Below are 22,899 nucleotides of genomic sequence, written 5' to 3' on the forward strand. Positions count from 1 at the left end.
CTCCCTCCTGAGCCGGGTGTCGTAACCGGCTCGTGTGTGCGGCGTGCGGTGGCCGGTCTCCCGGCCCACCGGCTCAGGTGAGCTGGGACTGGACCTGCGAGGAGATCAGCTCCAGGTGTTCCAGGTCGTCCAGGTCCAGGATCTGGAGGTAGATCCGGGACGACCCGATCGCGCCGTAGCGGCCGATCTTGTCGACCACCTCGGCCGGCGAGCCCGCGAGGCCGTTCGCCTTCAGTTCCGCCACTTCACGGCCGATGGCGGAGGCCCGGCGCGCCACCTCGGCGTCGTTCCTGCCCACGCAGACCACCAGGGCGTTGGAGTACACCAGGTCGTCCGGTCCGCGGCCGGCCGCCCCGGCCGCCTCCCTGACCCGGCCGAACTGCTTCTCGCTGTCCTCCAGCGACGCGAACGGGATGTTGAACTCGTCCGCGTACCGGGCCGCCAGCCTCGGTGTACGCGTCGCACCGTGGCCGCCGATCAGGACCGGCACCTTGGCCTGCGCCGGCTTGGGCAGCGCGGGTGAATCGGTCAGCTGGTAGTACGTGCCGTCGAAGCTGAACGTCTTGCCGATCTCGGTCGCCCACAGCCCGGTGATGATCTCCAGCTGCTCCTCCAGCCTGCCGAACTTCTCCTTGGGGAACGGAATGCCGTAGGCCTTGTGCTCCTCCTCGAACCAGCCCGCGCCGAGGCCGAGCTCGACACGTCCGCCGGACATCCGGTCGACCTGCGCGACCTGGATGGCGAGCACGCCGGGGAGCCGGAAGGTCCCCGCGGTCATCAGCGTGCCGAGGCGGATCCGCTTGGTCTCGCGCGCCAGCCCGGCCAGAGTGATCCATGCGTCGGTCGGGCCCGGCAGCCCGTCCCCGGGGCCCATGCGGAGGTAGTGGTCGGACCGGTAGAAGGCGTCGAAGCCGAGGTCCTCGGTCGCCTTGGCGACGGTGAGCAGGGTGTCGTAGTCGGCCCCTTGCTGGGGCTCGGTGAAGATTCGAAGATCCATGCATCCATCCTGCACCTCCGAATGCCGGTCGCTCCCCCTCCCTCCCACCCGTCGCCACCGTCGAGGTCCCGCACGGTCATGCCCCTGCGGTCCGAGACGTCTCGCCCCCGCCCCTGCCGTCGTCGCCTCCGCGGTCCCCCGCCGTCACGGCCGGCCCGCCGCCGAGCCCGCCGGTCCACGGAGCGTGTCGTACGGGCCGTCGCGCCCCCGGCCGCGCTCCAGATCCTGCTGCCGTTCCCGGTCCTGCTCGTCGAGACGACGGAGCATTCCGTGCACCCGGTCCATGGACTCGTCCGCCGCGTCGATCGCCTCCATGCACTGCCAGTAGAGCCCCTGCTCGTCGGTCTCGCAGGCCACCCCGACCAGAGCCATCCCCACCTCCCCGAGCAAGGCGCCCAGCCCCGTCAGTGTCGCCCGCGGTTCGACGAGCTCGGAGAGCTGCGCGGCCCGCGCCACCCCGGCCCGCGCCGCCGGGTGGTCGAGCGCGCCGCCGCACCTCCCGCCGATCTCGCTGAGTCCGCGTGCCTCGCCCCGTAACTCCTTGGGTCCGTCGGCCGCCAGCCGGCTGCCGATCGCCTGAGCGAGCGCCTGGGCCTGCCATGCCTCCGCGATGATGTCCGGCGTGCCCCGGCTCTGCGCCAGGGCGCGCCGACTGACCCCTACAAGCCGCTCCGCTTCCATGCGTTACCCCCGTCCGTACGAAAAGCCGCTCAACTCATTCATTACCCACAGTGAGGGCGTCGGCACCGAAAAGCCAGGGGAATTCGGAAATCTGTGGACACGAAGCCAACTGTGAATAAGTTGATCACTCCGAAGAGTGACGATCCCCGGATTCCGGAGGCTCCGAGCGCTCCGAAACCGGGAATCTGACCTCATTCCGGTCGATCTTCTCCGACAGCGCAGCCAGCACGTCGATCCCCAGCACCTCGCAGAACTGCAGCAGATACGCGAGGACATCCGCGACCTCGTCCGCCACCCGGTGCGCCGTCTCGGGCCTCTCCATCACCCTCGCCGACTGCTCGGGCGTCAACCACTGGAAGATTTCGACCAGTTCGGACGCCTCGACGCTCAGTGCCGCCGCCAGGTTCTTCGGGGTGTGGTACTGCCCCCAGTCCCGCGCGGCCGCGAACGCGGCAAGCCGCTGCTGCAGGGCCCGTACATCAAGTTCTGTCACGGTTCCAGGTCTACCACCGTCACCCCGGGCGTCTCCCGGGCCCGCACCGCACCCGATTCCGTGAGCGTCCCCACCAGCCTGAGGTGCCCGGCCGCCCCGACCGGTACCGCCAGAGCCAGCAGTTCGCGCAACTGCCGTCCGTCCAGGTCACGATCGAGCCCGTCGGCCAGCACGGTGAGGGTCTGCATGGCCGCCGGCACCTCGCCCGCCGCGTCCACCGCCAGCGCCTCGGGGCCGTTGAGCAGCACCAGGGCCAGTGCGAGATATCTCAACTCGCTGTCGCCGAGCCGGCCGACCGGTGTGACCCCTCCGTCGCCGCGCCCCACCGTCGCGCGCAGCAATCCGTCGGCGAGCCGCTCGACGCCCAGTGCGGTGACCGGCCCCGCACATCCGGCGTGAGCGGCCGCGACCAGCCGGGCATGGCGTTGGCCGCACTGCGTGTACGTACGCTCCAGCACCGCCGCGAGGTTGTCGCAGCTCCGACGCAGCCGGCCGTCGCCCGCCGGGACCGGGGCCCGCATCCGCGGCGGCTGCGGTTCACAGGCGAAGACCGATCGCAGGGCCACGACCATCTGTTCAGCGGCGGCCAGGACCTGTAATTGCCCCTCGGTCCTGCCCGCCACCCGCAGCGGGAGCAGGGATGTTCCGAGGCGGTCGTCGGGCAGCGGGGCGCGCGTCACCGGGACGGCCCCCGCGGTGTGCCAGGCCGCCTGGACCGTCGAGCGCCCCGGATCGCGCAGGGCGGTCGACAGCAGGGTCTCGCCGCCGCCGGTGAGCCGCTCTCCGACGATCCGGAGCGTGGGCTCCGCCTGGACGGCGACATCGAGCCGCACCGGGCCCGCCGGGCCGTCCGTCGTGCAGCCGATCCGGAATCCGCGACGGCCCTGCGCATCGGCCGTGGCGCCTTCCGGCACACACCCCGCGGGGTCGGGGAACACCTCGTCGAGCGGGTCCCCGGCGCCCAGCCGGGCCAGAGCCTCGTACGCCCGCAACACAGTCGACTTGCCGCTGCCGCGGGGCCCGGCGAAGAGCGTGACCGGGCCGATGGGGAAGGCGGCACCCCGGTGCGACGCGTAGGCGGACAAGCGCAGTTCCGTGACGACGGGCCCGGCGGAACGGACAGGTCCGCCGGACCGCGACGCGGCCCGCGGGCCGACCTGCCTACCGGAAATCGCGGAGACGGGGCCGGACGTGGGCGTGCTGCCCACAATCGCGGGAGCGGGACCAGGAACGGGACCAGGAGCGGGACCGGGACCAGGAGCGGGACCAGGAACGGGACCGGGACCAGGAGCGGGACCGGGACCAGGAGCGGGACCAGGAACGGGACCAGGGCCGGGACCAAGACCGGGACCGGTCGTACCGGTGGGGGGCGACGGGGCGGTCCCCGGGCGGAGTGCACTCATGGGCGGACCGTAAGCAGGCCGTGTACCGGAGAACCGTTCCGCCTTAACGACCTTCCTACGATCGGGCTACGCCGATGCGGCAACCCCGCGCGAACCGCATTCCCACGATCGGGGGACGTCCACGGTCATCGCCCCTCCCGGCCCTCGTCCGTCCCGAACCGACGGTCGCCGTCGCCACCCGTCCGAGGACCCTCCTACGGACCGGGTACGCCCGCCGCCGTGACCCCCTCGACCTCCATGCCGACCGGTGACAGCAGGAAGACGTTCCGGTCGACCCGGTGCATCCCGCTGCCGAGTCCGAAGACGACCCCGCTGGTGAAGTCCAGGATGCGCTTGGCCACATCCGTCTCCGCGCCGGTCAGATCGAGCAGTACCGGGACCTGTGCGACCAGGTACTCCGCCACCTCCCGCGCGTCCGCGAAGACCTGGACCCGCAGCACGACGAGGCGCCGCTGTTCGGCTTCCGCCGCTTCGTCGGGGACCGTACGGTGATCGACCCTGGACGGCCACTCGTTGCGGCTGCGCAGAGGTACGACCTGGGCAAGCCCCTCCCACTGCTCGTCCGTGACGTCGTACCTGTCGTACCTGCTCACCGGACCACCCCGTCTGTGCTTCGGTCGGCGTTGCGCCGGCTGCGCTCGCTGTTCATCGGGCAATTCTCTCGTCCCTCACCCGTTCGGCGTACCACCGACACGGTTCACGGGCTGATCGACACCGCCGAAGGCCCGTCCGACACGCCGTCCGAGGCTTCGCGCCGGTCCGTTTCCGCCCTCATGTCGACGGGGGTGAAACGTACCGGAAGCCGCACCAGTGCGCGGTGGAACGGTCCCGGCCGCCACTTCAGTCCACTGACCGGAACATCCAGCTCCACGTCGCACAGCTGACTGGTGAGCTGTTCGATCGCGGTCATGGCGATGAGCAGTGCCGGCTGCTTGGCGGGGCACCGGTGCGGCCCGGCCGACCAGGCCAGATGAGCGCTGGCCCCGGAGCCGACCCCGGGTTCCGAAAGACCTGGCGGGGACTGGCCGTTGGCGGCGGCGTAGGAGACCAGGAGCAGCTGGCCCGCGCGCAGACGCACGCCGTGGAACTCCGTGTCGCGGCGCGGGTAGTGAGCCGCCAGATTGGCCAGCGGCGGGTCCTGCCAGAGAACCTCGTCGATCGCCTCGTACGCCGTCATCGCTCCGCCGTGCAGCGAGCCGGTGTCACGCGTGTCGGTGAGCATGTGCAGCAGCGCGTTGCCGATCAGATTGGTCGTCGGATCGTGGCCGGCGCTCATGATCAGAGTGATCTGACGCACAGTCTCGTCATTGTCCAGATCGGCCGGGTGCGCGAGGAGGTACGAGGTGAGGTCGCGGCGCGGACGGGCGCGCCGGTCGGCGACGAGGTCGGTGACGACCTCGACGAGATCGGCGTACGCCGTGGCGGCGTCCTCGGCGGAGTTGAACATGCCGCCGATGCCGTTGACGATCCGTTCGCCGTCGCCGGGCGGTACGCCGAACCAGGTGACGAAGACGTGCAACGGAAGCCGCCGGGCGTACTGGGCGATCAGGTCGCCGCTTCCGGTCGCGGCGAATGCGCGGATGAGCCGCCGGGCGACCCGGGCGACCTCTGCCCGCAGGATGTGCGGCTCGATCAGGGCGAGGCTGTCGTTGATGGCGTCGCGGTAGCGGGCGTGCACGTCGCCGTCGCTGAAGAGCGCGGTGGGACGGTAGCCGAGCATGGGCAGGACCGGCGAGTCCTCGGGGACGGTGGCCTGCCAGGCGCGCGGGTCCTTGGTGAAGGTGTGGGTGTCGCGCAGCAGGTCGACGGCTGCCTGGTAGTCGGTGACCAGCAGGGCGTCGATGCCGGGGGCGAGCCGGACGGGGGCGAGAGGGCCGTGCGCGCGCAGGCGCCGGTAGTGGCCCTGCGGGTCGGCGGCGAAGTCCGGGCCGTACAGCGCGAGGGGCTGCGGCGGCTGTACGGGCGATGTCATGACGGGTCCTCTGGCCGGGGCAATCGGGTCAGCACGTGCTCGGCCAGGGCGATCAGCGCGTCGATGCTGCCGCGGCGTTCGCGGGCGTCGCACTGCACGAGCGGGGTCTCGGGGGCGAGGTCGAGATGTTTGCGCAGGACCTCGTCGGTGTGGGCGGGGGCGTCGGGGAAGCGGTTGACGGCGACGGCGTACGGCAGCCCCTGCTCCTCGACCATGTCCATGACCGCGAAGGAGTCGGCGAGCCTGCGGGTGTCGACCAGGACGAGGGCGCCGAGCGCGCCGCGCGCGATGTCCTCCCAGAGCGGGAGGAACCGCTGCTGGCCCGGGGTGCCGAACATGTAGAGCACCAGGTCGTCCAGGACGGTGAGCCGGCCGAAGTCGATGGCGACGGTGGTCGTGGTCTTGTCCGGCAGCCCCGCGGTGTCGTCGAACCGGGTGCTGGACTGGGTCATCGCCTCTTCGGTGTGGAGCGTGGCGATCTCCGACAAGGTGCGGATCAGGGTGGTCTTGCCCACGCCGAAGGGACCCGTGACGACGAGCTTCATCAGGGTCCGGGCGGCAGGTGGCAGATAGCCGATGCCGGTGCGGTCAGTGGAGGGAGCGGAGTCCAACGAGCAGCCTCTCGACGAGCGACCGGTCGATCTCCCCGGCGCTGGGGATGGGCGGTCGGGTGTGCAGATGTCCGGCGGCCGCGAGGTCCGTGGCCAGGAAGACGGTGGCGCTGACCGGCAGGTCCAGGTGGGCCGCGCATTCGACGACGGTCAGCGCGCCCGGTTCGAGCAGCTCGCACAGCCTGCGCTGCTCCGAGCCGGTGTCCGGGGGCAGGGCCGTGCCCGTGCGCACGAGTACGGCGAGCCGGTCGAGGGCGGGACCGGCGGGCCGGGTCCGGCCGCCGGTGACCAGATAGGCGGGGATCAGACGGCGTCCGGGGCCGGGGGTCATGGCCGGGCGTTGGTGTCCGGTTGGCGGGCGGGTGCGTTCATGGCCCGGGTCAGGGCGGTGACCTGCACCTGCATCTGGTAGGCGATGTCGCCGAGCTTTGCTCCGGGTTCCGCGAACAGGGCGAGGGTGGTGTTGTTCCCGGCCGGCACGACGATGGCGAAGCCCTGGTCGGACTCGACGACCGTCTGGGCCGGGCGCGGTGCCTCGACGCCGGTGAAGGCCGTCGTGAACGCGCGGGCCGCGGCATGCAGCGTGGCGGTCATGGCGGCGACCCGTTCGCCGGACGCCCGGTCCAGGCCGGGCGACGCGCCCTCGACGAGGCCGTCGCCGGTGGCGACCACCGCGTGCTGGACCCCGGGCAGCTCCAGCAGGGGGGTCAGCACCCAGGCGAGGTCACCGGTGGTGGGGGTGGGGGCGCTCACGTCTCGTCGTCTCCTTGGTCGTCGTGGTCGTCCGGATGGTGGTCGTTTGTTGCCGGTGCGGTTGGCCGGCCGGCGACGCTCCTGCCGTTGAGGGTGCCCTGTTGGAGTGCCGCCCAGGAAGCCTCGGCCTGTTCGGGTGTACGGGACACCTTTTCCCGGCCCCCGGCGTCGGCGGCGGGCGCGGGCCCGGCCGGGGTCGGCCGGGGTGAGCGTCGGCGCCGGCTGGGCAGTTCGACGGGGTGCGGTGCGGGAGCGGAGTCCGGTGCGGCGGCGGGGGCAGGGGCGGGCCGGGAGGGCTGGGCCTGCACCGGCTTCGGGGCGAGGGCGGAGAGGCCGTGGTCGTGCTCCAGCACGGTCAGCAGATGGGCGGGGACGCGCAGGATCGTACGCATTCCGCCGAACGGCGACGCCTCGATGTGGCAGTGGAAGCCGTACTGCACGACGAGTCGGCCGACGACGGCGAACCCGGTCTGCGGTGGGTCGCCCAGCTCGGTCAGGAGCACTTCGGACGGACCGGCCAGCAGGGCGCGGGCCCGGTCGAGCGCGTCGTCGTCCATGCCGATGCCCGCGTCGTCGACGACCAGGAACGCGCCACGGCCGCCGCTCTGCTGGACGGTCACCTGGACATCGGTGTCGGGGTGCGAGTACGCGGTGGCATTGGCCAGCAGCTCGGCGAGCGCGATCGCGAGGGGTTCCGCGGCACGGGCGACGAGCGCGAGCCGTTCGTCGCGCAGGTGATTGGCGACCTTGATCCGCTCGTAGCCCGCGACCCGGGACTGGGCGCCGAGCACGACCTCCACCAGCGGCGAGTTCTGGCGGGCGAGGCCCGGCCAGGCGTCGCAGAGCACGGCGGTGGACTGGGTGCGCCGCAGCGCCAGTTCGTTACGGAAGTCCAGCTGCAGGATCCGCGGGTCGTCGTACTCGTGCTGGAGCTCGTGCAGCAGTCGCTGGGACTGGTTGAGCAGGGACTGGATCTTGGCGGAGGTGCCGCGCATCGCCGCGCGCGCGGCCGCGTCGACGCGGCCGCGCTCCTCGACGACCGCCGTGCGGGCCGCCTGTACGGCCTCGGTGAGCAGCCGGGCGGAATCGCCGTCGACCCCGGCCGCCTCGCGCAGTCCCGGAACCGGGGCGGAGGGGTGGGAGAGGGCGAGCGCGGCGGCCGGTATTCGCTTGTGGGCCAGCTGCCGGATCTCCTCGATGAGGGCTGCGGTACGTGCCTCGGCGGACTTCGACTGCCGTTCGGCCAGCTCGGCGCGGGCCACGGCCAGGTGCTCCGAGCGCGCCGCGTTCTGCGCGCGGACCGCTGCCGCCACGGCCGCAGCGACGGCGATCACCGCCACGATCCATCCCATGCCGTCACCGCGTTTCTGTCGTCGGATACGTCTTCCGGCCCAGGCGGCGGCGGAAGCTCCGCTCAGGGCCTGGTGCACGATGGAGAGGGGATCAGGCCGTTACTGCTCCGCCGGACCGGCCGGCTCACGGGACTGTTCCATCTCCTGGGCGAGCACGGCGACATCGGTCATCACCTGGAGCACTCCGGGCAGTTCGGTGTCGTCGAGCTGCCGGTACTCGGTGCCGATGGTCACCACCAGCCGTTCGGGGAGCCCGAGCTCCGGGTGGCGTCCCTCCCCGATGACCCGGCGGGCCGCCTCGAGCGCGGGAACCCCGGCCGCGTGGAAGGCGTGGGCGCGCTCACGCACGTACTCCAGGTACACGATGTGATCGCGTACCCCGGCCGGGTCGAGGACGGGTCCGTGTCCCGGCACGATGATCTCGGCGCCGGTGGCCAGGATCCGCTCGCAGGCCGCGATCACATTGCTCAGCGGTCCCGCCCAGTGCACGGGGTGGTCGCCGGGCCGGTCCGGTGTGGAGGAGAAGATGATGTCCCCGCTGAACACGGCGCGCTGCGCGGGCAGATGGACCATCAGGTCGCCGGTGGTGTGCGCGGACGGCAGGGCGGAGAGCTGGACCGGGTACTCCCCCAGGGTCAGTTCGAGCTCCCCGGTGAAATAGGTGGTCGGCTGCACCGGCTCGGTCCGCGACCAGTCGAAGGGGCCGAAGTGACGTCCGAGGTAGGCCCCGAGCGCGGTGGCCCGGTCCCCGCCGACGACGAGAGCGTGCTGCTGCTGCGGGGTGGGCTCGTAGTGGATGTGTTCCCGGGCCTCGCGGGTCGCGATGATCTCCGCGTCGGGGAGCACGCCCGCCCCCCAGAAATGGTCACCGTTCGCGTGCGTGACGATCACCCGGTCGATGGAGACACCGTCGGGCAGCCGCTTCACGGACTCGGCCAGGAACTGGCCGGCCAACATGGTGTCGTAAGGGGTGTCGATCCAGAGGGCGCCACGGGGCGAGACGAGCAGACCGCAGTTCGCCAGCCCCCAGCCCCGTTTCGGCGGGAGCCATGCGTACAGGCCCCGTCCCAGGTCAACGACGTCTCCACCGGTGATCGACATGGACGCGATTATGCCGACCGCGATCCGGCCATGCGTTCGAACTCGGCCACCACAAGGCCTCATTGGCGTGAAATCGCCGCTCATGCCACTCGACACCGGCGACTCGGTGACCCTGCGAGACCAGCACCCCGCACGCGTTCAAGGCACCTTACGGATGAACACCACCAATTCACCCAGGATCACCTCTCACTGCCCTGGCCATCTTCCGGGGTCCCGTCAAACGAGAATGCGCCGATTACCCACCGAGCATGGCCGAAAACAATCGCATCAGGACCTCCGGCGGTGGCGCCCGAGAGCGCTGTCGCCGGAGGTCCCGAAACGTCTCCTGCCGCGCCCGTCAGCGGACCTGGCCGCGTTCGAAGTAGGCGATCAGCTCCGGGTCGAGGGCCGGCACGTCGTACGGCGCACCGCCCTCGCGCAGGGATCGCGTCGCGAGCACACCTGCGGCGACGCTCATCCGGGCGGCGACCGGCGAGGTGTCGGTGACGCCCCCCTCACGCACGAACCGGCAGAACTCCTCCATGATCCTGGTGTCCCCGCCGCCGTGCGAACCGCCGGCGTCCGGCACCCGGTAGGTGATGTCGGCGTCGCCGCGGTATCCACTGGGACCGGTGTTCCAGACCTTGACCTCGTCACCGGGGCCGTCACCGAAGTTCTCCAGTCGGCCCTCGGTGCCGATGACGGTGTAGTTCCGCCAGTAGTCCGGGGTGAAGTGGCACTGCTGGTAGGCGGCCACGACGCCGTTGTCGAGCTGCATGTTCATCACCGAGACGTCCTCGACGTCCACGATGTGGTGCAGGTCCTTACGGGCCGTCGGCGGCCAGTCGAACTCGCGCAGCCAGTTCGCCGGGCGCGGGGTGTCGGGCTCGCGGCGCGGCAGGTCGCCGTAGACCAGGAGGTCGCCGAGCGCGTTGACGCGGCGGGTGTAGCCGCCGGCCAGCCAGTGCAGGACGTCGATGTCGTGGGCGGCCTTCTGGAGCAGCAGGCCGGTGGTGCGGGTCCGGTCGGCGTGCCAGTCCTTGAAGTAGTAGTCACCGCCGTAGCCGACGAAGTGCCGCACCCACACGGCCTTGGGCTCGCCGATGTCGCCGCGGGCGATGATGTCGCGCATCAGCCGCACGACGCCCATGTGGCGCATGTTGTGCCCGACGTACAACCGGGTTCCGGTCTCGTACGCGGCGCGCAGGACGTTGTCGCAGCTCTCGACGGTGATGCCGAGCGGCTTCTCGACGAAGACCGCCTTGCCGGCCCGGAGGGCGTCGATGGCGATGGTCTCGTGGGTGTCGTCCGGTGTGGCGACGATGACCGCGTCGAGGTCGTCCCGGTCGAGGAGCTCCTTGTAGTCCTCGACCGCGACATCGGTGCCGAAGCGCTCGGCCTCACGTCGGCGCACCTCGGGGTCGAGGTCGCAGACGGCGGTGATCGCCGAACCCTCCGAGGGGTGGTGGGCGGACATCGCGATGGAACGGCGCAGGCCGAGCCCGATGACGCCGAGTCGCAGGTCTGACACGGTGGTCCCTTCTGTCTGTGCTGGTGGTGCGGGCGTGTGCGCGGCGGTGGAACGGACGGGTCCCTGCCGGTGGGTGCGGCTCCGTCCGCGGTGGTGCGGCCGGGACTACTTACCGGCGAGCGAGGCCTCGTACTCGGCGCGCATCTTGTCACCGCCGCCGGAGCGCCACTTGCGCAGCTCCTCCTTGTAGGCGGAGATCGGCTTGCGGCCCGCGATGATGTCCTTCTGGACGTCGCTCATCGCCGTGGTGAGCGAGGCGCCCTTGCCGGTGTACGTGTCGGAGAAGTGGCCGCTGACCGGGCTGGACTGGTTGATCTTGAGGAGCTCCTGCTGCCAGCCGTGGATCCGGCCGGCCAGCTCCGCCTTGCCGGGCAGGTAGATGTACTCGGGACCGGCGGCCAGGAAGGCGAGCGGCATGGCGGTGGTGACCGCTTCGGCGTTGCCCTTGTCGGTGAGCTCGACGTCACCGGCGGACGTACGGGTGAAGTGCTTGCCCTCGATGCCGTTGTCGAGGAAGAGCCGCTCCTCGGTGCCGAAGGGCGCGGCCAGGTAGTCGAGCACGCCCAGCAGCATCTTGACCCGCTTGTCGTCGGCCTTCTTGCTGATGGCGGTGTAGCCGACGGAGCCGTATCCCATGGTGTACCGCGGGTTCGCGCCGGGCTTGGCGGCGAAGGGCACGATGACACCGAACGGGAAGTCGTACGTCTTGACGTCCACGAGGAAGCTGGGGAAGGACTGCACGTAGGCGCCCAGCGAGCCTTGCGCCATCTTCTCCATGGTGGTGGAGAGGTTGGGGTCGGGCCAGAAGAGACCGGCCTTGGCCACCTTGACGCCGAACGCCAGGGCCTCCTGGTACTCCTCGGTCTCGTACATGTGGGTGAGCTTGCCGCCCTCCAGCCGCCAGCTCGCGGGCGCGCCGAACCACTGGCCGAACATGCCGACATGGTTCACGTACACCGGCTCCAGGACGTACTTGTTGCGCTTCGCGTCGAGAAGCTCCTTGCCCTTGGCGAGAAAGTCCTCGGCGCTGGTGAACTCGGATCCGCCGACCGGCTTCCAGAAGTCCTCGTTGACGACGTAGACCTGGCCCATGGAGCCGTAGGCGACGGTGACGCCGCGGATCTTGCCGTTGATCACGGCGGTCTTCCAGGCGGTGGTCGGCAGGTTCGCCAGGTTGGGGTAGGCCTTGACCGCGTCACCGGACAGATACGGCGTGAGGTCGTGGAACTTGGCGTCGAGCAGTTCGGGCACACGCTGGATGCCCTGGTTCGGGGGAAACCAGACCAGGTCGGGGATGTCACCGCTCGCCATCATGGCGTTGAACTTGGTGAGGTAGGCGTCGACGCCCTGGTCGACGACGATCGTCATGTCGAACCGCGCCCCGAGACGCTTGTTCAGCTCCTGCCAGTAGGCGTTCTTGGCCTGCGGCGGCGCGGGCGTGGTGAACGTCTCGGTGAGGGCCGTGATGCGGCTGCCGTCGCCGGGCGCCTTGGCCACGGACCTGGTGAGCTTCTTCGGGTAGCGCAGATACGTGGCGTCCAGCCCGGCCGCGTTGCCCGCGAGGTCGGCCGGAGCGGTCTGCGCGGCGACGTACGTCGGGAGCTTCAGCTTGGCGGACGCCTTGGCCCCGCCCTTGCTGACGGTGGCGCCGCTGCCGCACGCGGTCAGGGACGTCAGACCGGCCACGGTCAGGCCGGCGATCCCCGCCGCGCCCATGAAACCGCGCCTGGACAAGTTGGTGGACATGGGGGTGCTCCTTGAAGTGTGTGAAGTGCGTGGGGCGATGTCCGGGCGGGCGGATCAGCCCTTGATCGCCCCGGTGAGGACGCCCTTGACGAAGAACTTCTGCAGGAAGGGGTAGACGCAGAAGATGGGCACGATGGCGATGATCAGTACGGCCATCTGCAAGGAGGTCGCGGGCGGCACCGCGTGGACGCCCATGGCCTGTGCGTTGATGCTCTGGCCGTTGAGGACGTAACTGCGCAGGATCACCTGGATGGGGAACTTGCTGGAGTCGTTGAGGTAGAGCACCGCGTTGAAGAAGCTGTTCCAGTAGCCGACCGCGTAGAAGAGGCCGACCACGGCGAGGACCGCCTTGGAGAGCGGAAGGACGATTCGCAGGAGCACGGTCAGCTCACCCGCGCCGTCGATCCGCGCGGCGTCGTACAGCTCCTCGGGAATGCTCTGGAAGAACGAGCGCACGACCACGATGTTGAACGCGTTGAGCAGTACGGGAAGGATCAGCGCCGCGTAGGTGTCGAGCATCTTGAACTGCTGGACGGCCAGGTACGTGGGGATGATGCCCGGCGCGAAGAGGAACGTGCCCAGCACCAGCAGGAGGATCGGCTTGCCGAGGACGGTACCGGGACGTGAGGTTCCGTACGCGATCATCACCGTGCACGCCAGGCTCAGCGCGGTGCCGATCAGCGTGATGCAGATGGAGACCAGGGCGGCCTGGGTGACCACTCCGCCGGAGAGGATGACCCGGTAGGCCTCCAGCGTCGGGTGCTTGGGCAGCAGGACGTAACCGCCGTTGGCATTGAGCTCCTCGCGTCCCGCGAGGCTGGTGCCGATGGCGAGGACGAACGGATAGAGCACGATCACGGTCAGGACGACCAGTGCGGCCGCCTTGGCGCCCTGCCCGTACCAGTGGGGCCGCTCCATCCACGGCGGGCGGCCGGAGGAGGCTCCGCGGCGCTCGCCGCCACGGGGGCCGAAGCGGGCGGTTCGCAGCCGTGACGCAAGGGTCTGCTGACTCATCGGTACACTCCCTGCTCACCGAAGCGGTGGGCCAGCTTGTTGGCGGCGAGGATGAGGGCGAATCCGATGACGCCCTTCATGAGACCCGCGGCCGTGCTCATCCCCCAGTCGCCGTCGATGACGCCGTGGAAGTAGACGTAGGTGTCCATGACTTCGGAGGCGTCCGGTCCGACGGCGTCGCGCTGCAGAATGATCTGCTCGAAGCCGACCGAGAGGATGTCGCCGAGGCGGAGGATCAGCAGCATGAGGATCACCGGCCGGATGCCCGGCAGGGTGATGTGCCAGATCCTGCGCAGCCAGCCGGCCCCGTCCATGGCGGCGGACTCGTACTGCCCCATGTCGATCGAGGCGATGGACGCCAGGAAGATGATCGTCCCCCAGCCGCAGTCCTTCCAGATGGCCTGGGCGGTGATCAGCAGCTTGAAGGTGCCCGGGTCCGTCATCACATTGCCGATGTTGACCCCGTGCTCCATCAGGAGCGTGGTGACCGAACCCGCGCCACCGAGCACCTGCTTGAACATCGCGACCACGACGACCCAGGACAGGAAGTGCGGGAGGTACACGACGGTCTGGATGAACCGCTTGATCTTCTCGCTGATGAGCGAGTTGAGCAGCAGTGCCAGCGCGATCGGCGCGGGGAAGTAGAGCAGCAGCTGGATCGCGGTGATCTGCAGGGTGTTGGAGACCGCGCTCCAGAAGTCCGGTTCGGCGAGCAGCGCGGTGAAGTTCGCGAGCCCGACGAACGGGCTCTGCTTGAAGCCCAGGAACGGCTGGTAGTCCTGGAAGGCGATGACGTTGCCCGCGAGCGGCAGGTAGAAGAAGAGCGCGAAGTACAGCACCCCCGGCAGGCAGAAGAGCAGCAGCGCTCTGTCCCGCTTGAGACGGTGCCGGAGCGGCTGCCGTATTCGTATGTCTTTGCGCTTCTTCCCGGCGGGTCGATCCGCGTCGTCGCGGTCATGGGGCTGCGGCACAGGCGACCGCACGGCCGAGACCGGCGCATCTGCCATCGTCACAGGCACCTCCAGGGCTGATGGACCAAGGGAGCGTCCCGCGCATCCACGGAGGCGGCCCGCACCGTCGTGGGTGTGGCCTGCGCTCCTTCGCGGCAACAGGCACATAGTTCACGACGCTGCACCTGGATGGCAAGAGTTGTTCATTTCACAGAGGTAACGAACATCTATTGGCATAGAAAAAGTTTCCCCGCGAGCCCGGGACGCACGCCGAGCGGCTGCACAAGACCCGATATAGGGCACAGAAGCGGCACAGAAGTGCGGACGAACGGCCCATCAGGAGCCTTGGACCGCACGGCTGGTTCCCACCGGAAGGTGATCCTGAGTGCTCGATCATGCACTGAAGATCACCTCTACCGACATTCTCAAGCAGACACGGTCGGCGCAGACATGCCCCTCCCGCCGCCTCCGCCCGGCTTCGGCCGCACGCACACAAAAACGGCGGGCCGCCACCTCATGGGTGGCGGCCCGCCGTGCGGACGAGCGCTTCAGACGGCGATGACGGTGACGCCGGCCTCCGTGAAGCGGGCGGTCGCCTCGGGCGTGATCCCCTTGTCGGTGACCAGGAAGTCGACCTGCCCGAGATCGCAGACCCTGGCGAAGGCCCGCTTGCCGATCTTCGAGGAGTCGGCCGCCACGACCACTCGTTGCGCCTGCTCGGCGAGCAGCCGGTTGATGCTGGCCTCACCCTCGTGGTGGACGTAGGCGCCGCGCTCGGTGTCGATCGCGTTGACGCCCAGCACGGCGACGTCCAGCGTGATCTCGCCCAGCACCCCACTGGCGAGCGGCCCCGTCAGCTCGTACGACTGCGGCCTGGCCACCCCGCCGGTCACCACGATCTTGATCTGTGGCCGGATCACCAGCTCGTTGGCGATGTTGAGGGCATTGGTGACAACGGTCAGGGTCGGGTGACCGCCCATCCCCGCCGCGGTGTCGCCGACGACGTCGGAGCGCACGGCCAGCGAGCGGGCCACCTCGGTCAGCGTCGTGCCCCCGGTCAGCCCCACCACCTCGCCCACCGCCACCAGCTCGGACACGGCGCGGCCGATGGCCTGCTTCTCCGGGGCGTGGCGGCCGGTCTTGTAGCGCAGGGCCAGTTCGTAACTGACACCGTGCGCGACCGCGCCGCCGCGGGTACGCGTGAGCAGCTGCTGTTCGGCGAGCTGGTCCAGGTCGCGGCGGATGGTCGCGGCCGAGACATCCAGCGTGACGGCGGCATCCTCGACCTCGACCCGGCCGTTCTTACCGACAAGTTCCAGCAGCGCGTTCCACCGGGCATCCCTGGACAAGAGAACTCTCCTTACGAACCCGGGCTTCAGGCACCCATCCCCTTGGGTACGGTCACCGGACACGCGCAAGGGTCGCACAAGGCTCCGCCCAGTCAAGCCTCCTGCAAGGAGGATGCTTGATAATGCTCGCAGGTCGCGTATACCGTGCGCAAACGAGCATCCCACTACGGATACGGAGTACAAAAGTGTCATTTGTCGAGATCGAGACGGCCAGTCAGCCAGAGTGCTGGCGCCGCGCCGCCGAGCTGGCCCAGACCCGGACGGACGCCCTGCCCGCCACCGGTGAGCGCATCGCGGTCGTCGGCTGCGGCACCTCGTTCTACATGGCCCAGGCCTACGCCGCGCTCCGCGAGGCGTCCGGTCAGGGCGAGTCCGATGCCTTCGCCGCCTCGGAGTTCCCCTTCGGACGCGGCTACGACCGCGTCGTCGCCCTCACCCGCTCGGGCACCACGACCGAGGTGCTGGAACTGCTCGACCGGCTCCGTGGTGACACCCGCACCGTGGCCATCACCGCCGATCCGAACACTCCGGTCATGACGTCCGCCGACGATGTCGTCGTGCTCGACTTCGCCGACGAGCAGTCCGTCGTGCAGACCCGGTTCGCCACCACCCTGCTCACCCTGCTCCGCGCCCACCTCGGTCTGCACACCGACGCCGTGGTCCGCGACGCGGAGACCGCGCTGACCGAGCCGCTGCCCGAAGGGCTGCTCGACTGCGCCCAGTTCACCTTCCTCGGCCGTGGCTGGACGGCGGGGCTCGCCAACGAGGCCGCGCTCAAGATGAAGGAGGCGTCGCTGTCCTGGACGGAGGCGTACCCCGCGATGGAGTACCGCCACGGCCCCATCAGCATCGCCACCACCAACACCGCGACCTGGATGTTCGGCTCCGCCCCCGAGGGCCTCGCCGAGCAGGTGCTCGCGACCGGTGCCCGCTGGGTGGAGAGCGACCTGGACCCGCTGGCCGAGCTGGTGCGCGTCCAGCGTCTGGCGATCGCCCGCGCCGCCGCCCGTGGCCTGGACCCGGACAACCCGCGCCACCTGACCCGCTCGGTGGTGCTCGCGGACGCCTGACCGACCGATGGACATCGTCGAGCGCGCGTTCAGCGATCCGGGCGGGAGCGCTCGCGAGAGTGCCCGCGAAACCCCTCACGGAGCCCCTCATCCGGGCGTTCGCGAGGGGTTTCTCGCCATGCCAGCGCACCGCCCGGCCCGGGACGGCGGAGTGGCGGTGCTCGTCCTCGCCGGGTCCAGCGGGCGCATCGAGGACGAACGGTGCCGCATCCTGGCCCGGGAGGGCGTGACAGCCCTGTCGATCCGTTGGTTCGGCGGGCTCGGGCAGCCGCCCGGCATCTGTGAAGTCCCGCTGGAGACCTTCGCGCCCGCCATCGAGCTGCTCCGCGCGGGTGGCGCCCGGCGGATCGGTGTCCTCGGCGTGTCCAAGGGAGCCGAAGCCGCCCTGCACCTGTCCGTGCTGCTGCCCGGCATCGACGCCGTGGTGGCGCTCTCTCCCACTTCGACGACCTGGGCGAACGTCGGTCCCGGCCGGGACGGCCGGACCCGCCCGCAACGGTCCTCCTGGACATGGCGTGGCGAGCCGCTGCCGTTCGTCCCGCTCGACGACTCCTGGGCGCCGACGCCCCCGCGGCCGGTGGGCGCTCCGGTCGCCGTCCGAGGCTGGTACGAACGCAGCCGGCAGACGTTCGCCGACCGCGTCGACGCGGCGACGATCTCGGTGGAGAAGTCCGCCGCGGACCTCGTCCTCGTCGCAGGCGGCGACGACGCGATGTGGCCCTCGCTGCCCTGCGCCGAGGAACTGGCCGCCCGTCGCCGGACGGCCGGCCTGCCGGTACGGCTGATCAGCAGCCCCGATGCGGGCCACCGCCCACGGTTCCCGGGCGAGAGTCCGGCTCCCGTCTCCGCTTCGTTCCTGTACGGAGGTTCACCCGCGGCGGACGCGGCGCTCGGGACGGATGCCTGGCCCCACGTACTCGACGCACTGCGCGGCGGCCACCCCCTCCGCGCCTGATACGCATGCCGCCGCGGGGCGGACAGCAGGCGGGGCGTCAGGCCGGAGACACGGACGTGCGGGGGCCGGCGGACATCCCGGCCCCCTGCGCCGCGCCAACGGCGCCGACCCGGTCAGGACTCCTCGAAGTAGACGTCCAGGACCGCGTCGAGTTCCTCCTCCCAGCGCTTGAGGTCGCTCCTGACGGGTGCTTCGACCTCGGCGTTGAACCATCGACGGGTCGACATGTGGACCGTGACGGTGAACCGCCGGCCGAACCGGGGGGTCTTCACCTCGACCGCACCGATCTCGTCCCAGCCGAACTCGGCCTCCTGGTCGTCCAGCCGGAACGTGACGCCACCACGGTCCGCGGTGATCGATCCCCGACGGTCGCTCACCTCGAATGCCGGGCCTTCCTCCGCCTCCTTGTCGTCGGCTGCCGCGTCCTCGGACACGGTCGTGACGACGGCGTCGTCGGGGGCGACGGCACCGGGGGCCCGCTCCCCCGTCCGTTCTGTCTGCTCCTCGTCCGTGTGCTCCTGGCTCGTCTCCGGTTCGCTCGTGCCAGGCTTTCCGGCAGTGACGGGGGCCGTGAGACCAGGGATGTACGCCGGGTCTGTCCCTGCGGCGTACCCGGGCTGAGTGTTGGGGTCTATGCGCTGCTCCACGGCGGGCAGTATGGCCGACGAACCTGTACGAGACCAGTGACCACCGCGCCGTGTGCCCGTCTCCCCTCGCGGGAACCTCCTGACGCACCCTTGAACGCACCCGATCAGGCACCCGATCAGGCACCCGGAAGCGTCTCGGCACGCCTCTCGGAACGCGCCTTCGGCCACGGCTTCGAGAACCGCGTCATCGTCCCCGCGCGGCCAGAAGCTCCGTCACCTGGTCCAGCGGAAGCGCGGGGACGTGATGACCGTCCCGGCCGGTCATCGATTCAGCGCCGGTGAGCACGTTGAGCACCGCCTCCTCGACCGACTCGACCACCGCCCCGTAGAAGGGATCCATCCGGCCCCAGGGGACGAAGCGCATCGACTCGTACGGTGCGCTGCCGTCGTTCTCGGGAAACGTACTGGTCAGCGCCGACGGGTTGGCCGTGGAGAAGGCCAGGAAGAGATCACCGGAGAAATGGCTGCCGGTGGTGCCGGTGCGGGCGAGGCCCAGCGTCACCCGACGGGCCAGTGCCTTGCACTGCCCCGGCAGCAACGGCGCGTCGGTCGCCACCACCACGATCACCGAGCCCGCGCCGGGCGGCACCGGGCGTTCCCCACCGGGCGCCGGTTCGGCCGCGGGTGCCTCGACCGGATCGGACAGCGCGCGCCCGACCGGGACGCCGGCCACGACCAGCTCGCTCCGCGCGCCGAAGTTGGCCTGCACGAAGACGCCGACGGTGTACCGGTCCTCGCCGTACTCCACCACCCTCGAAGCGGTCCCCGAGCCGCCCTTGAAGCCGTAGCAGCGCATGCCCGTTCCGCCGCCGACGCACCCTTCATCGACCGGACCCGAGGCCGCGGCCTCGATCGCGGCCGCCGCGTGGCGGGGCTCCACGGCCGAGCCGTGGATGTCGTTGAGGTGGCCGTCCCAGGTCTCCGTGACCACCGGCAGCAGCCACTCCGGCGCCATGCCGCCGCAGTTGACGCGCACCCAGTCGACCACGCCCCGGTGCACCGGTCCGACCGCGTACGTGTTGGTGATGACCACGGGAACGGCGAGCGAGCCGCTCTCCTCGATCCAGGTGGTCCCGGTCATCTCTCCGTTGCCGTTGAAGGAATGCCAGCCGGCCGCGCAGGGCGTGCCCACGCCGTCGCGACCGCGCGGCAGGAGCGCCGTCACCCCGGTGCGCACGTCATCGCCCTCGACGAGGGTGACGTACCCGACCTCGACACCGGGCACGTCCGTGATCGCGTTCCACGGTCCCGGCTCCCCCGTCAGCGGTATACCCAACTCACGTGCACGCTTGCGGTCTTGGCTCATGCCTTGTCGGCTCATGCGGTCTTGGCTCATGCGGTCAGAGATTACGGGCACACCCACGCGTCCGACGAGGCACGGCCGGCACCTCCCGCCGGCCTCGCCCCGGACGGCGCGTCGGGTGACCGGTCACCGTTCTCGCGACGTCCTCACGCGTGACCCCGGGGTGTGCCCGCCGCGTCCTGTACCGCAGTGGTGGGGGCGCCGGCCGCTCGGCTACCCGGTGGGTGCGTCCGCCTCGTTCGCCACGGCGATCGTGGTCGCCACGAGACCGTCCGCGACCAGCCAGCGGCCACGGAAGGCCGTGGGGGCGGCAATCGACCCGCCGACCTGGTCCGGCACCGTGGCGGAGATCAGCAGTTCGGCGGTGAAGGTGCCGTCCCTGCCGAGGACTATCTCGGCCTGCTCGAAGCCGAGCCAGCGGTGGGTGAGCGGGAACCACGCCTTGTAGACGCTCTCCTTCGCACTGAACAACAGCCGGTCCCAGCGGATCTCGGGGGAGGTCTCGCGCAGCTCGCGTTCCCGCTGCCGCTCCGTCGCGAGGGAGATGGTCTCGAGCACCCTGTCAGGCAAGGGGTCATGCGGTTCGGCGTCTATGCCGACGGTGAGAACGTCCGCCCGGCGGGCGACCACGGCGGCCCGGTAGCCGTCGCAATGGGTCATGCTTCCGACCACGCCTCTCGGCCATATCGGCGCCCCGCGTTCGCCCTTGAGGATGGGGCCGGGCGCGAGCCCGAGCTCACCGAGCGCGCGCCGGGCGCACCACCGTGCGGTGGTGAACTCCTTGCGCCGGGACTCCACCGCATTGCGGATCAGTTCTTCCTCACCGGGGAAGAGCGAGGCGTCGGGCGGATCGGAGAGCGCCTCGGCCACGGTCACCTGGGACGGCAGAATCTTCTCGATCATGTTCTCCCTCGCACCGCCGGTCTGTCCCATCCTCCACGTCGCCCCTGAAGCCTGCCCAAGGAATTCGGGGTTCTTGACGCGTCGGCGGCGCTTCGGGCGATTTTCCTCCGGCAGGGAATCAACCCAGATCGTCCCAGTTCATGACGAACCGGACCCGCGCCCTTCGATGTGCCGCTCGATGACGATGCCACAGACATCCGGGAGAAGGGTTCCGAAGGGTGCGCCTCCCACCCCGACCACCGCGGGCCGCAAACCCATTGCCCCGGCCGACGCACCCCCGCAGGCCGGGAGGAGGTGCACGACGCACGACCGGAAGCGGCCCTCCCGATCGCGGCAGCACATCCCTCCCGAACGTGGCGGCGCACCCCTCTCACCGCCGCCCCCGGAAGCCCGTTCGACCGAGCGCGTAAAGCAAAGGCAAAGCAGCACCGCCCCGACCACCCCCGGACGACCCATCGGGCTGACCTTGCATTATGCCGGTCAGCACGACATGGCAACATGGCCGAAAATGCACCTCCCGTCGATCTTCTTGGGAACTGCTTTACCTTCCGGGGTAGTTCTGCTGACAGCCGCGCCCGCGGCACTCCGCCGAACCGGCGGGGCAGTGCGCTCACAGGAGGCAGCAGTGGTCCCGATCGACCTGGACAAGGTGCTCGACAAGGCATACGCGGACAAGGACCTGTCCTCGATTCTCTCGGCCCCGGTCTCCGCCCTGAAGGGCGTGTCGGACCGTCAGGGAGATCTTCTCCACGAGGCGTTCGGGATCAAGACGGTGGCAGATCTGGCCAACCTGAAGTACGCCCGCTGGGCCCAGACCCTCGCCGCACTCGACGCCGCCGCCAAGTAACGCTCCGCCCCACCGTCGCCGGGCGCGCCGACCAGGAATGAGGCGGCCCGGCGTATCGGCACACCTGAGTACAGACCCAAATGAAGGAGCGGACGCCACCATGGTGTTCAAGAAGCTGCTGGGAGCCATCGGAGTCGGTGGTCCGTCGGTCGACACGGTCCTGGACCCCGGCCCCGTCCTGCCCGGCGGCCCGCTGACCGGACGCGTTCATCTGCGCGGCGGCCAGGCCGACGTGACCATCGAGCAGATCACCCTCGACCTGGTCGCCCACGTGGAGGCGGAGAGCCACGACGGGGAGGAACACGGCACAGTCGTCTTCGACCGCGTCACGGTCGGCGGTGGGTTCCGGCTCGCGGAGGGGGCCGACCAGACGGTCCCGTTCTCTCTCACGCTGCCGTGGGAGACACCCCTCACCCGTCTCCACGGGCAGCCTCTCGGGGTGATCCTCGGAGTGCGGACCGAGGTGGAGGTGGCCGGAGCCAAGGACAAGGGCGATCTCGACGCTCTCGACGTGGGGCCGCTTCCCGTCCAGGAAGCAGTCCTCGAAGCGTTGGGGCAGTTGGGCTTCGGGTTCAAGTCCGCCGATCTGGAACTGGGCCACATCCACGGCACCGGCCAGCGGCTGCCCTTTTACCAGGAGATCGAGCTCTCCCCGCCCGCGCACCACGCGCATGCCGTCGATGAGATCGAGGTGACCTTCCTCGCGTCGTCCGGCGGTGTCGAGATCGTCATCGAGGCCGACAAGCGCGGCGGCCCGTTCTCCGAAGGCCACGACGCCGTCCACCGTTTCACCGTCTCCCACCAGGCCGTGGGCCACACGGACTGGATCGCCGAGGTCGACTCGTGGATCAAGCAGATCGTGGCCGGTCACGGCTCGCACGGCGGCTTTCCCGTCGACCCGTACTCCTCCTCGTACGGACACACCGGGCACCACGACGCGCACCACTCCGAGTTCCACCACGGCGCACAGCACGGCGATGAGCACCGGCGCTCCGGCCCCAGCACCGGTGCGGTGGTCGCGGGCGTCGCCGCGGGCGTCGCGGTCGGAGTCGTCGGCGGCATGGTCGCCGCCGAAGTCGTCGACGAAATCGGTGACGCCTTCGAGGACGAGGAGAGCGAGAGCGACGACGAAGGGTGAGCCCACCGTTCATCGGCCGGCGGCAGTCCCGTCGTTGATCGTTCCGTCGGCTGCTCCGCCACGGAGCACGGCCGGCCCAGAAACAGCCGCAGAGGCGCGTGCCG

The 22,899-nt window shown here is 70.2% G+C and carries 23 protein-coding genes; 4 read left to right on the plus strand and 19 right to left on the minus strand.

What is annotated here, in order from left to right:
• Nucleotides 1-73: 73 nt before the first annotated feature.
• From ACIQCZ_RS15370 to ACIQCZ_RS15445, 16 genes are all read right to left on the minus strand, one after another.
• Nucleotides 74-997 (minus strand): LLM class F420-dependent oxidoreductase, encoded by a 924-nt coding sequence (locus ACIQCZ_RS15370; protein WP_402282642.1) that lies wholly within the window; start codon nucleotides 995-997, stop codon nucleotides 74-76.
• Nucleotides 998-1,141: 144 nt separating this feature from the next.
• Nucleotides 1,142-1,678: a DUF6099 family protein gene (locus ACIQCZ_RS15375; RefSeq protein WP_402282644.1), complete on the minus strand. Its 537-nt coding sequence runs from the start codon at nucleotides 1,676-1,678 to the stop codon at nucleotides 1,142-1,144.
• 124 nt (nucleotides 1,679-1,802) lie between these two features.
• The gene (locus tag ACIQCZ_RS15380) at nucleotides 1,803-2,171 is read right to left on the minus strand and encodes a nucleotide pyrophosphohydrolase (RefSeq protein WP_376322393.1); all 369 of its coding nucleotides are present in this window, start codon (nucleotides 2,169-2,171) and stop codon (nucleotides 1,803-1,805) included.
• Nucleotides 2,168-3,574: an ATP-binding protein gene (locus ACIQCZ_RS15385; protein ID WP_402282645.1), complete on the minus strand. Its 1,407-nt coding sequence runs from the start codon at nucleotides 3,572-3,574 to the stop codon at nucleotides 2,168-2,170. The genes ACIQCZ_RS15380 and ACIQCZ_RS15385 overlap by 4 nt, the downstream gene beginning before the upstream one ends.
• 194 nt (nucleotides 3,575-3,768) lie before the next feature.
• Nucleotides 3,769-4,167, minus strand: coding sequence for a cell division protein SepF (locus tag ACIQCZ_RS15390; RefSeq protein WP_402282646.1), 399 nt, complete (start codon nucleotides 4,165-4,167; stop codon nucleotides 3,769-3,771).
• A gap of 104 nt (nucleotides 4,168-4,271) precedes the next feature.
• Nucleotides 4,272-5,546: a cytochrome P450 gene (locus ACIQCZ_RS15395; protein WP_402282648.1), complete on the minus strand. Its 1,275-nt coding sequence runs from the start codon at nucleotides 5,544-5,546 to the stop codon at nucleotides 4,272-4,274.
• Nucleotides 5,543-6,157 carry an ATP/GTP-binding protein gene (locus ACIQCZ_RS15400; protein ID WP_351075052.1) on the minus strand — a complete coding sequence of 205 codons (615 nt, stop codon included), beginning with the start codon at nucleotides 6,155-6,157 and terminating at the stop codon, nucleotides 5,543-5,545. Before ACIQCZ_RS15400 ends, ACIQCZ_RS15395 begins: the two co-directional genes overlap by 4 nt.
• Nucleotides 6,135-6,488 (minus strand): DUF742 domain-containing protein, encoded by a 354-nt coding sequence (locus tag ACIQCZ_RS15405; RefSeq protein ID WP_402282650.1) that lies wholly within the window; start codon nucleotides 6,486-6,488, stop codon nucleotides 6,135-6,137. The genes ACIQCZ_RS15400 and ACIQCZ_RS15405 overlap by 23 nt, the downstream gene beginning before the upstream one ends.
• A complete protein-coding gene (locus ACIQCZ_RS15410) occupies nucleotides 6,485-6,910 on the minus strand; it encodes a roadblock/LC7 domain-containing protein (protein WP_351075054.1) in 426 nt (141 codons plus the stop codon). The genes ACIQCZ_RS15405 and ACIQCZ_RS15410 overlap by 4 nt, the downstream gene beginning before the upstream one ends.
• A complete protein-coding gene (locus ACIQCZ_RS15415) occupies nucleotides 6,907-8,262 on the minus strand; it encodes an ATP-binding protein (protein ID WP_402282652.1) in 1,356 nt (451 codons plus the stop codon). The genes ACIQCZ_RS15410 and ACIQCZ_RS15415 overlap by 4 nt, the downstream gene beginning before the upstream one ends.
• Nucleotides 8,263-8,361: 99 nt before the next feature.
• On the minus strand, nucleotides 8,362-9,363 hold the full coding sequence (locus tag ACIQCZ_RS15420; protein ID WP_402282653.1) for an MBL fold metallo-hydrolase: 1,002 nt from the start codon (nucleotides 9,361-9,363) through the stop codon (nucleotides 8,362-8,364).
• Between the two features lie 337 nt (nucleotides 9,364-9,700).
• The gene (locus ACIQCZ_RS15425) at nucleotides 9,701-10,873 is read right to left on the minus strand and encodes a Gfo/Idh/MocA family protein (RefSeq protein ID WP_391743346.1); all 1,173 of its coding nucleotides are present in this window, start codon (nucleotides 10,871-10,873) and stop codon (nucleotides 9,701-9,703) included.
• 105 nt (nucleotides 10,874-10,978) lie between these two features.
• Complete coding sequence (locus ACIQCZ_RS15430) at nucleotides 10,979-12,619, minus strand: hypothetical protein (protein WP_402282655.1); 1,641 nt, start codon at nucleotides 12,617-12,619, stop codon at nucleotides 10,979-10,981.
• 54 nt (nucleotides 12,620-12,673) lie between these two features.
• Nucleotides 12,674-13,633 (minus strand): carbohydrate ABC transporter permease, encoded by a 960-nt coding sequence (locus ACIQCZ_RS15435; RefSeq protein WP_351075059.1) that lies wholly within the window; start codon nucleotides 13,631-13,633, stop codon nucleotides 12,674-12,676.
• A complete protein-coding gene (locus tag ACIQCZ_RS15440; protein ID WP_376209981.1) occupies nucleotides 13,630-14,640 on the minus strand; it encodes an ABC transporter permease in 1,011 nt (336 codons plus the stop codon). Before ACIQCZ_RS15440 ends, ACIQCZ_RS15435 begins: the two co-directional genes overlap by 4 nt.
• 491 nt (nucleotides 14,641-15,131) lie before the next feature.
• A complete protein-coding gene (locus ACIQCZ_RS15445) occupies nucleotides 15,132-15,932 on the minus strand; it encodes a DeoR/GlpR family DNA-binding transcription regulator (protein ID WP_402282657.1) in 801 nt (266 codons plus the stop codon).
• A gap of 185 nt (nucleotides 15,933-16,117) precedes the next feature.
• On the opposite strand from ACIQCZ_RS15445, the gene ACIQCZ_RS15450 reads away from it, so the two are divergent.
• Nucleotides 16,118-17,002: an SIS domain-containing protein gene (locus ACIQCZ_RS15450; RefSeq protein WP_402282659.1), complete on the plus strand. Its 885-nt coding sequence runs from the start codon at nucleotides 16,118-16,120 to the stop codon at nucleotides 17,000-17,002.
• Nucleotides 17,003-17,120: 118 nt separating this feature from the next.
• Nucleotides 17,121-17,957, plus strand: a complete 837-nt coding sequence (locus ACIQCZ_RS15455; protein WP_402282660.1) for an acyl-CoA thioester hydrolase/BAAT C-terminal domain-containing protein — start codon at nucleotides 17,121-17,123, stop codon at nucleotides 17,955-17,957.
• Between the two features lie 113 nt (nucleotides 17,958-18,070).
• On the opposite strand, the gene ACIQCZ_RS15460 is transcribed toward ACIQCZ_RS15455, so the two are convergent.
• The 3 genes from ACIQCZ_RS15460 to ACIQCZ_RS15470 all read right to left on the minus strand — a co-directional run bounded on the left by ACIQCZ_RS15460 (nucleotide 18,071) and on the right by ACIQCZ_RS15470 (nucleotide 20,810).
• Nucleotides 18,071-18,604 carry a hypothetical protein gene (locus ACIQCZ_RS15460; protein ID WP_402282661.1) on the minus strand — a complete coding sequence of 178 codons (534 nt, stop codon included), beginning with the start codon at nucleotides 18,602-18,604 and terminating at the stop codon, nucleotides 18,071-18,073.
• 184 nt (nucleotides 18,605-18,788) lie between these two features.
• Nucleotides 18,789-19,910, minus strand: coding sequence for a P1 family peptidase (locus ACIQCZ_RS15465; protein ID WP_402282662.1), 1,122 nt, complete (start codon nucleotides 19,908-19,910; stop codon nucleotides 18,789-18,791).
• Between the two features lie 210 nt (nucleotides 19,911-20,120).
• Nucleotides 20,121-20,810, minus strand: coding sequence for a 4'-phosphopantetheinyl transferase (locus ACIQCZ_RS15470; RefSeq protein WP_402282663.1), 690 nt, complete (start codon nucleotides 20,808-20,810; stop codon nucleotides 20,121-20,123).
• A 625-nt stretch (nucleotides 20,811-21,435) separates the two neighbouring features.
• Here ACIQCZ_RS15470 and ACIQCZ_RS15475 point away from each other — a divergent pair.
• Nucleotides 21,436-21,657: a hypothetical protein gene (locus ACIQCZ_RS15475; RefSeq protein WP_402282664.1), complete on the plus strand. Its 222-nt coding sequence runs from the start codon at nucleotides 21,436-21,438 to the stop codon at nucleotides 21,655-21,657.
• Nucleotides 21,658-21,757: 100 nt separating this feature from the next.
• Nucleotides 21,758-22,795 (plus strand): sporulation protein, encoded by a 1,038-nt coding sequence (locus ACIQCZ_RS15480; protein WP_402282666.1) that lies wholly within the window; start codon nucleotides 21,758-21,760, stop codon nucleotides 22,793-22,795.
• Nucleotides 22,796-22,899 lie beyond the last annotated feature (104 nt).

The sequence above is a fragment of the Streptomyces sp. NPDC093149 genome (genome assembly GCF_044754145.1).
In the GTDB taxonomy this organism is placed as follows: Bacteria; Actinomycetota; Actinomycetes; order Streptomycetales; family Streptomycetaceae; genus Streptomyces.